The sequence below is a fragment of the Porphyromonas sp. C0041D3 genome (genome assembly GCF_056590575.1).
The window spans coordinates 102,573-117,069 of sequence record NZ_JBWPWJ010000007.1; the positions used below are offsets into that span (position 1 = coordinate 102,573).

The following is a 14,497-nucleotide window of genomic DNA, read 5'->3' on the forward strand; positions in this document are numbered from 1 at the left end:
TTAGTGTGATTTACGATGTTCGGTGATGCGGGCGATCTCGTCCCGCACCTTATTATTATTGTCCCGGACGTGCTTGCACTCACGCCGGAAGGCTATGTATCTGATCTGGTAGTAAGCGTAGACGAGGAGCCCGATGGGGAAGAGGATCATCAGTGCGATCCGCAGCCATCGCTCCCGTGGCTTACGCACGTTTGCCAGCTCCATGAGGTCGGGGTAGCCACTGAGACGGTGCACGAGGAGGATATCCTCCCCGCGGCCGAGATTGTCAACGATCTCATCAAGCGCTGTAGCGAGCTCTCTCTGCAGATGCTGCTGCGTGGGGCGGGTGAAGAAGCCGAAGTACCCTGCCGAGGACTGGTGGATGAAGCGGTCTGCCAGCTCATCCGCCCTGTCAATATCCCGTGTGGCAAGTGCGTAGTCGGGGACACCCTCAGCCACAACAGCGCCCACCTTGCGAACCGGCTCGATGCCCATAAAGTGGTGAAACGAATTGACCAAGATGTCGACATTGAAGCGCATACTATCCTGCGTGGCGAGGTAGGTGAGCAGGAGCCCGGCGGGAAAGAGGACCATATTGGGCAGCCAGATGCCACTCCATAGGATCCAGCGACTCTCATTGACCATCTTCACTCCGGTCGTCTCAAGAATGTAGAAGACGATGAAGCAAAAGATCGCCACGATGAAGGGGACCCCGATACCGCCTTTACGGATCAGCGCTCCCAGTGGCGCCCCGATGAGGAAAAAGACGATCACAGCGACCGGGTAGGTATACTTTCGCCAAAACTCGAAGTCGTTTTTCCGGATCAGGCTCTCCGTCTCCTCCTGGTCCATATTATTGAAGTAGTAGGAGCTGACGTCTGCATTGAGCTTCTGCGTGGCCGCGTTGTATATCGTCTGTAGCTGTGAGTACCCGAGAGCCCGCAGGTCTGCGTCGAGATCTCGCCTTGTGGGTGCCGGAGCACCCTCCTCCTCAGCACTCTTTTTTGCCACCGCATGACCCACAGCCCCACCGACTGCCGCCCCTGGAGAGACACCAGCGACAGGAGCCATCTCCTCAAGGAGGGCTTCTCGTGAGGAGCGAGCGACAGAGTGAGCATCGCCCTGCATCACAGGTCGAGCAGCCGTCGCCCGGATCAGCTCCCTATTGACCTGAGCCATCGAGTCGCGCACAACGGTGAGGGAGTCGACATAGGCGCGTAGCTGGCGGGCATTCTTGCCGACAAACTGGCTACTCAGCGCCCCCTCATCGACCATATAGAGACTGTCATCGAAGTGCATGATCACCTCCTTGGAGGAGAATTGCTCCCTCAGGAATGGGCGCTGGACATTCCCTCCATAGTCGCTCGACTCTGAGGGGCGGAGATTGCGGAAGGACTCGCCATGGTACGCCTCCAGCACCATCTCCTGACCATCGTTGACCGAGTAGAGGTAGCCACTGTCAGCGAGAACTATCGTGGCATTTTGCGGGCCCTCGGAGTGATCGTAGATCATCAGGTCGTAGAGCGTCTTCGTCTTTGGGTCCTTACGCGTGATATATATAGAGTAGCCGGGGATGTCCTGCGTAAAGCTACCCTCCGGTATCGCCAGCTCGGGCGACTTATTCTTGATCGAGAAGTAGTACTGCCAGAAGCGTACCTGACTGGTGATCATCCAGTCGTTCTGGAACCAATAGAGCCCTCCCGCCAGCAGTATGGAGAGACCGAGGAGTGGCCGCATAATCCTTGTGAAGGGGATGCCCGCAGTCTTCATCGACAGCAGTTCCATCCGCTCACTGAGGTTGCCAAAGGTCATCAGCCCCGCCAGCAGCACCCCCAGCACCAGAGCCATCGGCGCCACCGTCATCGCGGAGTAGAACATCAGCTTGAGGAGCACCCAAGTGTCCACCCCCTTGCCGACAATATCCCCGACAAAGCGCCAGAGGAGCTGCATCACAAGGATAAACCATGCGACGGCAGTGCTCCCGAGGAGCAAGGGGATAAAAGTCCGGAGGACGTAGAGGTCTAATTTCTTCACAGTCAGAGGACCGCTTACGGTCACGCAAAGGTAGCAAGAAATCCCCTCTTATCCCCTTACTGTAGCGCCTGTCCGGAGGGGTGATGCCTTAGGGAACCGACAGACCCGGGTCTTACTGCATCCGTAGGGGATGCCCTCTCCATCGGCATCGGCTGAGCTACAAAGTGGAGAAAACCGATGTATGCACGCAATCATCAATGACCGCCCCCTTGTCGGTCACCGATGCTGCTTCTGTTACCGGTATCAGCCACGACTACTACCTGCATTAGTGCCGACTAAGACTGATATAAGTCTGAGGGTCGCACCCTGTGGTCTTCATACGTCTTCCCTTCGCCTGTCAATCGGCCCACCGGAAGGTCGGCTTGGCGACAGACTTTACTTATCGTCTCGTTTTATGCATTTCTTGAGTAATAAGTACATTTGTGGCATCAATGCTGACGGGACAGCACGCCGGCAAACCCATAAAACTACACGATATGTTGCTTATACAGCTACTCTTCATCCTAGTTGCCATCGTTGTCGGTGCCCGCCTTGGCGGCATCGGCCTCGGTGTGACAGGAGGTATAGGACTGGCGATACTGGTCTTTGGATTTGGTCTGATGCCCACCTCGCCGCCTATCGATGTGATGCTGATGATCGCCGCAGTGATCTCTGCGGTCTCCTGTATGCAGGCTGCGGGAGGTCTGGACTACCTCGTCAAGGTGGCAGAGAAGTTTCTCCGTCGTCATCCGGATAAGATCACGATCTACAGCCCCTTTGTTTGCTACCTATTCACCTTCCTTGCCGGTACCGGTCATGGGGTCTACTCCCTCCTGCCTGTGATATCCGAGGTGGCGCGGGAGACGAAGATCCGTCCTGAACGACCGCTCTCCATCTCCGTCATCGCCTCACAGCAGGCGATCACTGCTAGCCCTATATCGGCAGCGACGGTGGCGCTCCTCGCCCTCCTCGCTCCGGCGGGCATCAGCCTGATCGACATCCTCAAGGTGAGTATCCCGGCGACGCTACTGGGCGTCTTTGTGGGAGCACTGACCTGCCTCCATAAGGGCAAGGAGCTGGAGGAGGACCCCGAGTACCTCCGCCGTATGAGCGAGGGACTGATAGAGCCCTCTCGTCTCTCCACCATGGACCCCAATGCGAAGACCCCTCTCAAGGCTCGCCTCAGCGTGATCCTCTTCCTCGTGGCGGTGGTTGCCATCGTCCTCTTGGGCTCCATCCCCGCCCTGAGACCGGACTTTGTCATTGATGGCACGACGGTGAAGCTCGGCATGCCCGAGGCGATAGAGATGATTATGCTCAGCACCGCCGCCATCATCCTCCTCGCCACCAAGACCGACGGGATCAAGGCGACGAAGGGATCGGTGTTCAATGCCGGTATGCAGGCGGTGATAGCCATCTTCGGTATCGCCTGGATGGGGGATACCTTTATCAATGGTAATATCGACGTGATCACTGCCAGCCTGCAGGATGTAGTGACGAGGATGCCGTGGCTCTTTGGGCTCGCCCTCTTCTTTATGAGCATCCTGCTCTTCAGCCAGGCGGCGACGATCCGCGCCGTGGCTCCGCTGGGCATCGCTCTCGGCATCTCACCGATGCTACTGATAGCGCTCTTCCCTGCCGTCAATGGCTACTTCTTCCTCCCCAATTACCCGACCGTGGTGGCGGCGATCAACTTCGACAGCACTGGGACGACGAAGATTGGGAAATTCCTACTGAATCACTCCTTTATGGTACCCGGGCTGGTGGCGACAGGTGTTGCCATTGCCGTAGGCTTGCTACTTATACAAATCTATTAATAACACTTTCACTCAATCCAAGTTATGAAACGACTTACTACACGTCTGGGTCTCCTCGCACTGATGACGACCCTCTGCATGGCAGCGATGGCGCAGAAGCCTCATGTCCACATCCTCGCCACCGGTGGCACGATCGCCGGTGCAGGTACCTCCGCCACCGGTAGCAACTACACCGCCGGCCAGGTAGCCATCGGCACACTCCTCGATGCGGTGCCTGAGGTCAATGACGTCGCCGAGGTGACCGGTGAGCAGATCGTCAATATCGGCTCACAGGATATGACTGACGATGTATGGCTGACGCTCTCCAAGAGGATCAATGAGATCTTTGAGAATAACGAGGCTGACGCCATCGTCATCACTCACGGAACAGACACCATGGAGGAGACTGCCTTCTGGCTCAGCCTGACGGTGAAGAGCAAGCGCCCTGTCGTCCTCGTCGGTGCTATGCGCTCCTCTACCGCTATGAGCGCTGATGGTCCGCTCAATCTCTACAACGCTGTCGTCGCAGCAGCCGACAAGGCCTCTGCCGACAAGGGCGTCATGGTCGCTATGAATGGTCTCCTGATCCCAGGTCAGATCGTCTCAAAGACCAATACCACCTCCGTAGAGACCTTCCAGGCCGCCACCGGTGGTCCCATCGGCTACGTCTTCGGTGGCAAGGTGTACTACAATATGAGCTACGGTCTGACCGCACAGCGCATTGTCTTCGACGTAAGCAACCTGACAAAGCTCCCCAAGGTGGGCATCGTCTATGCATACTCCAATATCGAGGCTGACATGCTTGACCCGATCCTCAATGGTGGCTACAAGGGCGTGATCCACGCCGGTCTCGGCAATGGTAACATCCACAAGAATGTCTTCCCCGTCCTGGAGAAGGCTCGCCAGCAGGGGATCCTCGTAGTCCGCTCCTCCCGCGTCCCGACCGGCAATACCACTCTCGACGCTGAGGTAGACGACAATAAGTACGAGTTCATCGCCTCTCAGTCTCTCAGTCCCCAGAAGGCCCGCATCCTCCTGATGCTCTCTCTGACGACAACGACCGACTGGCAGCAGATCCAGAAGTACTTCAACCTCTTTATGTAATCACCCCCGCCTATGTCTAAGACTACACTCAGACTACTTGCTTGCGGGCTGATCGCCACCGCCTTTGGTGCCACAGCCGCAGCACAGCAGGAGCACTACACGACAGAGCCCTCTCTCGCTGAGCAGGTGGGCATCGTGAAGGCCAAGCAGGATAAGTTCAATCTTTTCCTCAATATGAATACCTCTCTCGATGCCGCTTGGGACTCGGAGAATTTCAATAGCCTTAAGTTCTATGCCCGTCAGCTCCGCATCGAAGCAAAGGGAAACATCACTCCCTGGCTCTCCTACCGCTGGAGGCAGCGTATCAATCGCCCCAACGGCAGCTCCGGCAACATCGACAACCTCCCCACCTCGATCGACATCGCTGGCATCGGCGTACGACCGACGGAGAAGTTCTCTATGTTCCTCGGTAAGCAGTGTGCCGCGTACGGTGGTATCGAGTTTGACCTCAATCCTATTGAGATCTACGAGTACTCCGATATGATCGAGTACATGAGCAACTTCCTCACGGGAGCCAACTTTGCCTACGACTTCACCCCGGGTCAGCAGCTGCAGTTCCAGGTACTCGATGCCCGCAACGGCAGCTATGAGAGCACCTATCCCGGCATGTACAAGAAGGTGGAGGAGACGAAGGTGCCTCTGGTCTACACGCTCAATTGGAACGGTACCATCGTGCCAGACTACTGGACCACCCGCTGGTCATACTCCTACATGAGCCAGTCCAAGGAGCACAATATGATGTATGTCGCCCTCGGTAACCACTTCGACTTCGGTCCCGTGGACGGTCACTTCGACTGGATGTACTCCAATGAGGGACTCAATCGCAAGGGGATCATCGCCGATCTGGAGAATGTGGAGTACAACTCCTTCGTCCTGAAGCTCAATTACCACATCTCCGACAGCTGGAACATCTTCGGCAAGGGTATGTACGAGACCGCCTCTGCCGGTGGCACGGACAAGTGGTTTGACGGCACGAAGCAGCGTACCGCCCTCGGCTACTTCGCCGGCGTGGAGTACTACCCGATGGCGGATGGCAATCTCCACTTCTTCCTCACCTACGTGGGTCGCAACTTCAAGAATAACGTTGAAGACACCACCGCCTCCACCAATAAGCTGCTCTGCGGCTTCATCTACCAGCTCCCGATGTTCTGATCGGAGCAGGCTCGCCTAATAAGGGAGAGCAGATCCTTGATGGATCTGCTCTCCTTTCTTTATGCAAAAGACTAATGTGTCACCCCGAACCACTTTGTAGAAGCGTCGCATTTCACGTAACTTCGCAGACAGAAGAATAGCTATAATCTGTACGTCCAGAACATCAAAATAACATATGAAGCATCATCATTACTTGTGGGCACTCTCGGTCTGCTTTCTACTCCTCCTCGCCTGCGGATGCGACGACACCAGCCAGACGCCCAGGATCAAGCAGGAGTTTATGGAGTTTGACCGGACCGGAGGGACCAAGGTCAACGAGGTGGCTCTAAAGAAGAATCCATGGTTTTTCCACACTCTTATTGTCTACGAGCAAGATCCATCAGCCACCACCTTTAATAAGGTCAAGAAAAAGGTGCTGACGAAGGACGAGATGGAGATCACCACCACGAAGGACGGCGACAAGGTTATCCACTATGACTGGATCACCTTCCGTATCTCCAAGGATACCCGTACGATTACCGTGACCGCTGAGGAGAATAAGACCGGGAAGCCGCGATCCATTTACTTTATGGCGTTGGCCATAGTATGGGGACCATCCTTTACTGTTACGCAAAGTGAGTAATCCGGTCCTCCTCCATTCACCTAAAGAGGGAGAGCAGATCCTTGATGGATCTGCTCTCTCTTCTTTTATGCTCGGGCAAGTCCTCTACAAAGAGGCTCGTCCGGGTGAGTGACCGACTTACTTCTGCTTGGCAGCCTCGGCCTTAGCCTCGTTGATCATCTCCTGGCTCGGCAGGATGAAGACCTCCACGCGGCGGTTCTTGGCACGACCCTCAGCCGTACCATTATCAGCGATGGGCTGGTCGGGACCTACGCCATCGAGGGTCATACGGGTGCTGGACACCTGATGCTCGCGGAGGAAATTCACCACGCTCTGAGCGCGACGCTTGGAGAGTCCGACATTGTAGGCATGCTTACCGGTGCTGTCGGTGTGACCTACGATGCGGATGTTGGTCTGAGGGTTGGCATTCATATTTGCCGCAAAGCGGGTAAGAGCCTCCCGAGACTGGGGGCTGAGTGCGGTGTTGTCGAAGCCGAAGAGGATGCCGCTGTCGAAGGTGACACGGATCGCCTCACCATTATTGACACGCTCCACCTCAGCCTCAGGGACAGCCTTCTCGAGCTCCTTAGCCTGCTTCTCCATATGATTGCCGATGAGACCGCCGGCGACACCGCCAACTATACCACCGATGAGGGCACCTGCACCGGCATTACCTGCCGTATTACCGATGCCGGCACCGATAGCAGCACCTGCAGCGGTACCGGCACCGGCACCGAGGACGGTCTTGTCCATCTTCTGGAGGAAGCCACAGCCACTGAGCGAGACGCTGAGGGCAAGGGCGGATGTGGCGAGGATTGTAGTTGTCTTCTTCATGATTGGTTGTGATTTATGGATTCAAAAATTACTAGCTTCCCTACGTAAGTCAGTACTCACGAGGGCCAAAGATCGCCGTGCCGATGCGCACATACGTCGCGCCATGCTTAAGGGCGATCTTATAGTCTTGGGACATACCGATGGAGAGTTCGCGGAAGGAGGGCTGGTCAGCAAAGTACCGGTCGCGCACCTCACTGAGGAGCTCCTGCATGCGGGCAAACTGTCGATCCACCAGCTCCATATCATCGGTCAGCGAGGCCATCGCCATCAGCCCGACCACCTCGACATGAGGGCAGTCGTCGATCAGCCCCGACTCCAGGAGCTCATGGAGCTCAGTCTCATCCATCCCATGCTTCGTCTCCTCACCCGAGATATGGATCTGGAGGAGACACCGTATCGGTCCCCGCTCAGCCGGGCGCTCCTGGAGCACCGCCTGCCGCTCGATCTCCCTGAGGAGCTTGGCCGAGTCGACACTCTCTATCGTATCTACAAAGGGGGCAATGTACTTGACCTTATTACGCTGAAGCGTCCCGATCAGGTGCCACTGCACGTCGTCAGGCATCTCGGGCTGCTTCGCCACCATCTCCTGCACGCGGTTTTCGCCAAAGATACGCTGCCCCGCATCGTACGCCTCGCGGAGCTTCTCGATGGGGTGAAACTTAGATACAGCGACGAGCCGGACCTGCTTCCCCAGCTCCCTCCTCAGCGTCTCTATGCGATCGGCAATGGTACTCATGGGATGATCACTCTTACTGTGCTTCGGCGGGCTTAGCCTCCGGAGCCTCGTACTGAAAGGCGTCCACCAGTTGCGTCTCAGCGATCGAGGCGATGGTCCAGTCGGCGAGCGTCGTCTTCATCTGCTTCTCCAGCTCCTCGAGAGCGTCCCTAAAGTCATTCGCCTGCACCAGCATATAGGTGTACTTCTTCTTCTCCACGCCATTCTTCTCGTCCAGCTGGACGAATCCCACCTTAGCCTTGTAGAAGAGCTGACCGTTATTGAAGAACGTCTCCGAGTAATTGACCTTCTTTACGCTGTCGAGCCGAAAAGGGCCACGATTCTCCATCTCCCCACTCATACGCTCCTCAGCCTCGGTGAAGGTGAGGGCATCGACGAGGTAGTACTCGTGGACTTTCTGGACTTTGCCTGACTCGGCGATCTCTTTTTCGTAAGTGACTTTGCACTCAAACCAACTCATTGGTGTTGCTTTTATTCTATCGGGTAAAACTTATCTGCGGATGATCTTACGCGTGATGAGGTTATTGATCAGAGGATTGGCATAGGCATCAAAGATCATATGTGCCACCTCCTCTCGATCCTTGGTCACCACCTTGGCAGCATCCATCTGCTCCTCCACATAGAGCTCAAAGAGCAGACGCTCCTTGCGACTGTACATGGAGTCAAATTGGTCTCCACCGCGGACGATGTCGTAGGCGATGTAGTTGGAGGGGTAAAAGCGGTAGTTCAGGAAGATCTGCCGGTCGATCTCCCTGGCGATGGCAGCCAGCTGCTCATTCTTACTTGCCTCCGGCTCGTAGAGCGAGGCGAGGTCATGCAGTGGCTCAGCCACCTTGATATGGACACGTCCCTTCCTGCCACTGAGGCCGGTACGCATACTGACGAGATCCTCTGTCGGCTGCTTCTGGTAGTCTGGATTGCGCCGGCGGGCAAGTAGCTCCACCGCCTTGAGTGCATCACAAGGGTCATACTCGTAGGAGATCGCCATCGGCACCAAGTGGAGGCTCTCGATCGACTCAGCGATCGATGCCCCCCTCGGGGCACTCAGGGTCAGCATCTTCAGCAGACCGGGCTGGGTGGTATCATTGGAGTCCTTTGCCCGCCCATCCCTCTGCGCCAGCCAGATATGCTCCTCCCCCTGCTCCACAGCGGTACGGATATACTCTGAGAGACGCTTCGACTCGATCAGGGTCTCCCGGACCGGCAGTCCGCGCTTCACCACCACGGCATCGCAGAGCTTGACGAGCGTCCGTATCCAGGGGCGCTTCAGGAGGTTATCCCCCAGCGTCATACGCGGCATAGAGAGGCCCGCCCCCATGAAGAGCAGGTCCAGGATGGCAGAGTCGAGGATGATGTCTCGGTGATTGGAGACCAAGAGATACTTCGTCTGCCCCTCGCGGTCGAGGTTGCTCGTGCCGGAGATGGTGGTGGAGAAGGTGGTCTTATCGAGCAGTCTCGAGAGACCGGCACTGATGAAGAGTCGCTTGAAGTCAAAGATCGTCCTCACCTGCTCGCTCAGCAACGTCTCACTCTCCGGAGAGAGGTCAAAGCCGAAGGTATCGGCGAAGTGGCGAAACTCTTCTTCCCTCAGTAGCTCCTCGATGGCATCATGCACCTCAGCGTCCGTAAAGGGACGGATGGTATCGAAGTGCGGGTCGGTCGTACTATGGTATTGATTGTCCGGCATATCTTACTTATCTAAGTCACAGACCCACCAAAGGTCGGGTCCCATTACTCTCGTAAAGGTACCACTTTTCACTCACCCGCATCATAATTCTCTCGGGAGAGCCTACATTTAGTGCCCAAAGTAGGCGGGGCGACCCCCCGGGAGGGTACGCGCTGTGTCACTATCCCTACCGGTGATGTACCGGTCCCACACGTCCGACTCCTAAAGAAACCTCAGGGGAGAGCATCATAGATCACCGACTGGATGCGGGTGCGGATGTCGAGGGAGGAGAGCTTACGATTCCACCGCTGAGGTGCGACCCTATTGCTGAGGAAGATGTAGACAATCTGATTGGTCGGGTCGATCCAGAAGCAGGTGCCGGTAAAGCCTGTATGGCCATAAGTACTCATCGGTGCCTCCTCGCAGGTGTTTCCTCGCCCGTCACCCCTCTGCCGGTCAAAGCCGAGCGCATAGGGCGAGGGGCGGTGGCGGTAGGTGGTGTAGTGACGGATCGTCTCTGCATCGATGAGTGTCCGTCCGCCATACCGCCCGCCATCGAGGAGCATCTGACAGACCACGGCGCAGCTCTCGGCGTTGCCGAAGAGACCCGCATTGCCACTCACGCCACCCAGCATAGCTGCCGCCTCATCGTCCACGTCCCCTCGCAGGGTCTGATGACGGAGGAAGTTGTCCCGCTGTCCCTCGGCCATCTCCTTGGGACCAAAGTACTGCAGCGGTCTATAGCATAGGCGTGTGAGTCCGAGAGGTGTGGCGATCCGCTCGCTGAAGAGCGTGTCCAGCCCCCTCCGGTAGGAGTGCTCCAGCACCTCTTGCAGGAGCAGGAAGTCAATGTCGCTGTAGCGGTAGCCCCCACTGCGGCGGTTGCACTCCTTCATCTCCCGACGCATCATCTCCCGCACCTCTGGGGAGAGGTAGAGCCCCTTGCAGAAGCGCTGCGAGTAGACTGCCGTCGAGTCGCGGCTGACCATCGAGCTCCTGTACCGAAATCCCGATCTTGCCCAGGCATTTCGATCCATCTGCGTCGGGTAGCCCTCTGTCCGGCGAAAGGCGATCAGCGGTGGGTCATAGCTGGCATCGTCGATCATCTCTTCATAGAAGCGGATAACCGCCGGCATACCCCCGCAGTGCTGCAGGAGCTGTGAGATCCTCACGTCGCCCTTATTGCTCCAGCGGAGGTAGTCGATATGCTTATCGATGCGGTCGCTGAGCCGTAGTCTGCCCTCATCGTCCGCCATCATCACCAACGGCACGGTCGCCATCGCCTTCGTCATCGAGGCGAGGTCGTAGAGCGTCTCGGTACTATTCGGCTCCTTTCGTCTCGCATCCTTATAGCCAAAAGCCTTGCTGTAGACCACATACCCATCCTTGGCGACCAGCACCTGGCAGCCGGGGTAGGCACCAGCCCTAAGCCCCTCCTCTGCGATGCGATCGATCCGAGCGAGGACTCGCCCATCGAGGTCTACATCCTCGGGCAAGGCGGTTGCGAGGCGGGTCTTAGTGGTCGTGAGACCGGCGCCATTGGGAAAAAGGGTCGGCTTGTCGTCCAGCAGCGTTCCACCAAAGGGGATCCCGCCCATCAGGGCATCAGCAAGCGCACTCATCCCCTCCGTGCCCTTAGCCGAGAGGGCGATCGCATCAGCAGCGATGACGGCATGGGTATAGGCGTCCGCTGAGGGGCGGTCCACGAAGAGCAGCACGCTCTTTCGCTCACTAAGTAGCGAGTCCACCTCTCCTGGCAACGGTCGGTCACCCTTGGTGACCACCACGACGAGCAGATCGTCAGCCGTGAGGGAGGGGACCCTCGTCAGCGATCGGACGGAGATCCGATCCGCCGGCAGGTAGCTCCCGAGCCGCTGAGTGAGAGGCTTGACCGCCTGCAGGTCGTCACTCAGCAGGGTGATGCGCTCGGACGGACTGAGAGAAAGGGGCACAAGTCCCTGCATATTCTTTACCAGGATCACCGACCGCGACCGCTCCTCCAGCGTGGACTGAGCGTGAAGCACGGCGGTGGGAGCAGTGAGAAGGAGCAGAAGGAGAAGGAGGAGGGTGTTATACGATTTTCTCATCACAAGAGGGTGTAAAAGGCAAGAAAGGAGACTCCCCCTACCACATCGGATCGAGGAGTCTCCTTGGGATACTTGTGCGACGCACATCAGAAGGGCGACCCCTCCTTGCGTTCGTTGATATAGACTCTGAGCTTATTATTCTTCCCATCCATCTTGATCTTAAGCGTGGATGGGAGCACCAGATTGGTCACCGAGGAGGGCGAGACGGCCCCGCTCTGCTGCTGCTCAGCAGCGACATACTGCACCGGGACGACCACGACACGGAGATCCTCATCAGGCTTCTTCTCGATATGCTTGCTTATCAGCGCCGAGATGTTGCCAAAGGTGTAGGTCGAGGAGCCCTGGATCGCCTGCCTACTCACGTAGGTGGTGAAGGGGGAGTCGGTATCGGTCAGCTCGCTCTCAAAGAAATGTGCCACAGAGTCCCGCGGCATCAGGACGAGGCTTGTCGGGTAGACCAGCTGATACTCGGAGAGGTGGCGATTTTCGCCCGAGATGGCGAAGGGTGCCGAGGCAAGGACGCGGACAGAGCCCTTGGGGGCCTCGTCCAGCTTCTTCTTGATCTCACGGGTAGGTATGGTGATCTCCGCCAGCACACCTGCCGGAGACTTGACATAAGCGTAGTCGGTCCCCGGAGTCATTAGCTCACTCAGCCCCGTATTGGCAAAGCGGGAGAGCTGAGGGACCTCGTTGGTGTGGGAGAGCTCCTGTATCGTCGGCACGTAAGCGAGGGAGTCGACCTTGCCGGTGGAGCGGCGCTTGAGCATCTGCTTCGTGCGGTAGCAAAAGGTCAGTGCGGTCCGCACAACGCGGATGACACTGCCGGTACCGGCAGATACGCGGAAGTAGACGCCGGGGAAGTACTGGTCAAAAAAGGCCTGGCTCCGGAAGACCTCGCTCCCGGCGACCGACTTGTCGTAGAAGTCCTGGCCGATCTCCCGTGCGATCGGGATGCGGACCCAGGTCCCCTTGCCCTCGTGCGGGGTGCCGGTCACTGCCATGAATGAGGCACGCCCCAGCTCCTTACTCACGCCCCGGGTATAGTAGTCGGCGATACTCTCGAGAGAGTACTTGCTATTGCCGGGGAGAGGCTTATCGAGCTGGTATGCTGCCACCTCCACCAGATCCTTTCCGTAGCCTGAGTAGCCATCGTAGTAGAGCGTCAGGAAGGCGGAGTCGATGCGGTTATCCACCGGCTGATCGCGGAAGAGGAAGCCCTCAGGGCAGTACATCTGCGTGAGATACTCCGTCTCTATGCCACCAAACTCCTGATTGGGGATCCGCCCGATGTAGCCGTAATTGGAGCTGACGTACATCCTATTGTATTGCGTGCCGGAGGTGGTGCTCCCGGTGCCCTTCATATCGGCCGAGATAGTCCGATAGGAGAGGTCAAAGGTGGTGTCAAAGGACTTAAACCGCGTGTAGTCCGGCATCATCCCCACCCCCAGTGTATTGGACCGGTCCTCGCACGAGACGAGGAGGAGACACACGCCCACGAGAAGGGAGGCGAGAGGCAGGCTAAGCTTATGAGTCATCTTGGTCATGAGTGATGGCAAATAGTGTATCAGGAGGCAAGTGAGACCGGAGTGGTCCCTATCTTGCTCCTGCAAAGGTGACAATTTTATATCAAAGAGAGGGTGGCAGGGGTCACCTTAACTCATTTTTTACTCAGCAACTGGTCATAGAAGGCATCCACCGCCTCGATGGACTCCTCCATATTGTCGTAGTCCATCACCGGCAGGCTGAGCTTACTAGCTGCCTCGCGCGTCTCGTCACTCACATCGGACGTGGCGAAGAGGAGACCATCCACGTAGCTGAAGATCAGCTTGTAGAGATCGTCACGTCGTAGCGAGGTGCCATCGAGGAGCTCGTGCCGTATATCATCGTACTCCAGCACCTGGGTAAGCTCCTCACCGAAGGGCGTCTGCGGGGTCATGTCGTAGATCGAGAAGACCACCTTGGCACCCGATAGTGCGGGATCGTCCTTGTAGAGCGTGCTGAGATAGAGCGGTGCGAGGCCGGAGAACCAGCCCTGGCAGTGGATGATGTCCGGGACCCAGCGGAGCTTCTTCACCGTCTCGAAGACCCCGCGGATAAAGAAGACTGAGCGCTCGCAGTTGTCAGCATAGAGGGTGCCCTCCTTGTCGGTCACCGTCCCCTTGCGGGAGAAGAAGTCATCGTTGTCGATGAAGTAGACCTGCATCCTCTGCGGGAGAAGCGATGCCACCTTGACCACCAGCTGGTGTACCTTATCATTGACCGTAAGATTGACATCCGAGAGACGGATCACCTCGTGGAGCTGATTGCGCCGCTCGTTGATGGTGCCGTAGTTAGGCATAAACGTACGGATATCATGACCACGAGCGAGCATGCCGAGAGGTAGGATCTTGGACTGATCACTCACATTCTCCTCCACGTAGGGCGAGATCTCCTGAGCGATGTACAGTATCTTCTTTTTATTCATAAGTTCTGATGTTCTTTCCGAGCTAGACCAAAGATACCAATTTTTCAGCTCTTTTCAAAAGTTCA

12 protein-coding genes are annotated in these 14,497 nt (G+C 57.0%); 4 read left to right on the forward strand and 8 right to left on the reverse strand.

The genetic code is table 11. The features are described 5' to 3' along the window. Entirely contained in the window at positions 1-2,013 is a 2,013-nt protein-coding gene (locus tag AC1EKE_RS06565) for an LptF/LptG family permease (protein WP_480308753.1), read from the reverse strand. Positions 2,014-2,492: 479 nt separating this feature from the next. Between AC1EKE_RS06565 and AC1EKE_RS06570 the strand changes: the two genes are divergently transcribed. The 4 genes from AC1EKE_RS06570 (at position 2,493) to AC1EKE_RS06585 (ending at position 6,666) form a co-directional block, all read left to right on the forward strand. After that, positions 2,493-3,809 (forward strand): anaerobic C4-dicarboxylate transporter family protein, encoded by a 1,317-nt coding sequence (locus AC1EKE_RS06570; protein WP_296160594.1) that lies wholly within the window; start codon positions 2,493-2,495, stop codon positions 3,807-3,809. A 24-nt stretch (positions 3,810-3,833) separates the two neighbouring features. Then, complete coding sequence (gene ansB / locus AC1EKE_RS06575) at positions 3,834-4,892, forward strand: L-asparaginase 2 (protein ID WP_480308754.1); 1,059 nt, start codon at positions 3,834-3,836, stop codon at positions 4,890-4,892. Positions 4,893-4,904: 12 nt separating this feature from the next. Then, positions 4,905-6,044: a porin gene (locus AC1EKE_RS06580; RefSeq protein WP_480308755.1), complete on the forward strand. Its 1,140-nt coding sequence runs from the start codon at positions 4,905-4,907 to the stop codon at positions 6,042-6,044. Between the two features lie 175 nt (positions 6,045-6,219). After that, positions 6,220-6,666 carry a hypothetical protein gene (locus AC1EKE_RS06585; RefSeq protein ID WP_480308756.1) on the forward strand — a complete coding sequence of 149 codons (447 nt, stop codon included), beginning with the start codon at positions 6,220-6,222 and terminating at the stop codon, positions 6,664-6,666. Between the two features lie 117 nt (positions 6,667-6,783). On the opposite strand, the gene AC1EKE_RS06590 is transcribed toward AC1EKE_RS06585, so the two are convergent. The 7 genes from AC1EKE_RS06590 to AC1EKE_RS06620 form a co-directional block, all read right to left on the reverse strand. Beyond that, positions 6,784-7,479: a YiaD family glycine zipper/OmpA-like lipoprotein gene (locus AC1EKE_RS06590; RefSeq protein WP_296160585.1), complete on the reverse strand. Its 696-nt coding sequence runs from the start codon at positions 7,477-7,479 to the stop codon at positions 6,784-6,786. 49 nt (positions 7,480-7,528) lie between these two features. Next, positions 7,529-8,215: a YggS family pyridoxal phosphate-dependent enzyme gene (locus AC1EKE_RS06595; protein ID WP_480308757.1), complete on the reverse strand. Its 687-nt coding sequence runs from the start codon at positions 8,213-8,215 to the stop codon at positions 7,529-7,531. Between the two features lie 13 nt (positions 8,216-8,228). Then, positions 8,229-8,675: a DUF4494 domain-containing protein gene (locus AC1EKE_RS06600; protein ID WP_296160590.1), complete on the reverse strand. Its 447-nt coding sequence runs from the start codon at positions 8,673-8,675 to the stop codon at positions 8,229-8,231. A 30-nt stretch (positions 8,676-8,705) separates the two neighbouring features. Beyond that, positions 8,706-9,902 (reverse strand): 1-acyl-sn-glycerol-3-phosphate acyltransferase, encoded by a 1,197-nt coding sequence (locus AC1EKE_RS06605; RefSeq protein WP_480308758.1) that lies wholly within the window; start codon positions 9,900-9,902, stop codon positions 8,706-8,708. Positions 9,903-10,114: 212 nt separating this feature from the next. Beyond that, complete coding sequence (locus AC1EKE_RS06610; protein ID WP_480308759.1) at positions 10,115-11,968, reverse strand: serine hydrolase domain-containing protein; 1,854 nt, start codon at positions 11,966-11,968, stop codon at positions 10,115-10,117. Between the two features lie 86 nt (positions 11,969-12,054). Then, entirely contained in the window at positions 12,055-13,512 is a 1,458-nt protein-coding gene (locus AC1EKE_RS06615) for a DUF4270 family protein (RefSeq protein ID WP_480308760.1), read from the reverse strand. A gap of 113 nt (positions 13,513-13,625) precedes the next feature. Next, on the reverse strand, positions 13,626-14,432 hold the full coding sequence (locus tag AC1EKE_RS06620) for a glycogen/starch synthase (RefSeq protein WP_297129647.1): 807 nt from the start codon (positions 14,430-14,432) through the stop codon (positions 13,626-13,628). Between the last annotated feature and the right edge of the window lie 65 nt (positions 14,433-14,497).

Bases quoted from the DNA above. Each gene is read 5' to 3' on its own strand.
- AC1EKE_RS06615 (WP_480308760.1), bottom strand. From the start codon at position 13,512: ATGACCAAGATGACTCATAAGCTTAGCCTGCCTCTCGCCTCCCTTCTC.
- AC1EKE_RS06595 (WP_480308757.1), bottom strand. From the start codon at position 8,215: ATGAGTACCATTGCCGATCGCATAGAGACGCTGAGGAGGGAGCTGGGG.
- AC1EKE_RS06620 (WP_297129647.1), bottom strand. From the start codon at position 14,432: ATGAATAAAAAGAAGATACTGTACATCGCTCAGGAGATCTCGCCCTAC.
- AC1EKE_RS06610 (WP_480308759.1), bottom strand. From the start codon at position 11,968: ATGAGAAAATCGTATAACACCCTCCTCCTTCTCCTTCTGCTCCTTCTC.
- AC1EKE_RS06600 (WP_296160590.1), bottom strand. From the start codon at position 8,675: ATGAGTTGGTTTGAGTGCAAAGTCACTTACGAAAAAGAGATCGCCGAG.
- AC1EKE_RS06585 (WP_480308756.1), top strand. From the start codon at position 6,220: ATGAAGCATCATCATTACTTGTGGGCACTCTCGGTCTGCTTTCTACTC.
- AC1EKE_RS06605 (WP_480308758.1), bottom strand. From the start codon at position 9,902: ATGCCGGACAATCAATACCATAGTACGACCGACCCGCACTTCGATACC.
- ansB (WP_480308754.1), top strand. From the start codon at position 3,834: ATGAAACGACTTACTACACGTCTGGGTCTCCTCGCACTGATGACGACC.
- AC1EKE_RS06580 (WP_480308755.1), top strand. From the start codon at position 4,905: ATGTCTAAGACTACACTCAGACTACTTGCTTGCGGGCTGATCGCCACC.
- AC1EKE_RS06590 (WP_296160585.1), bottom strand. From the start codon at position 7,479: ATGAAGAAGACAACTACAATCCTCGCCACATCCGCCCTTGCCCTCAGC.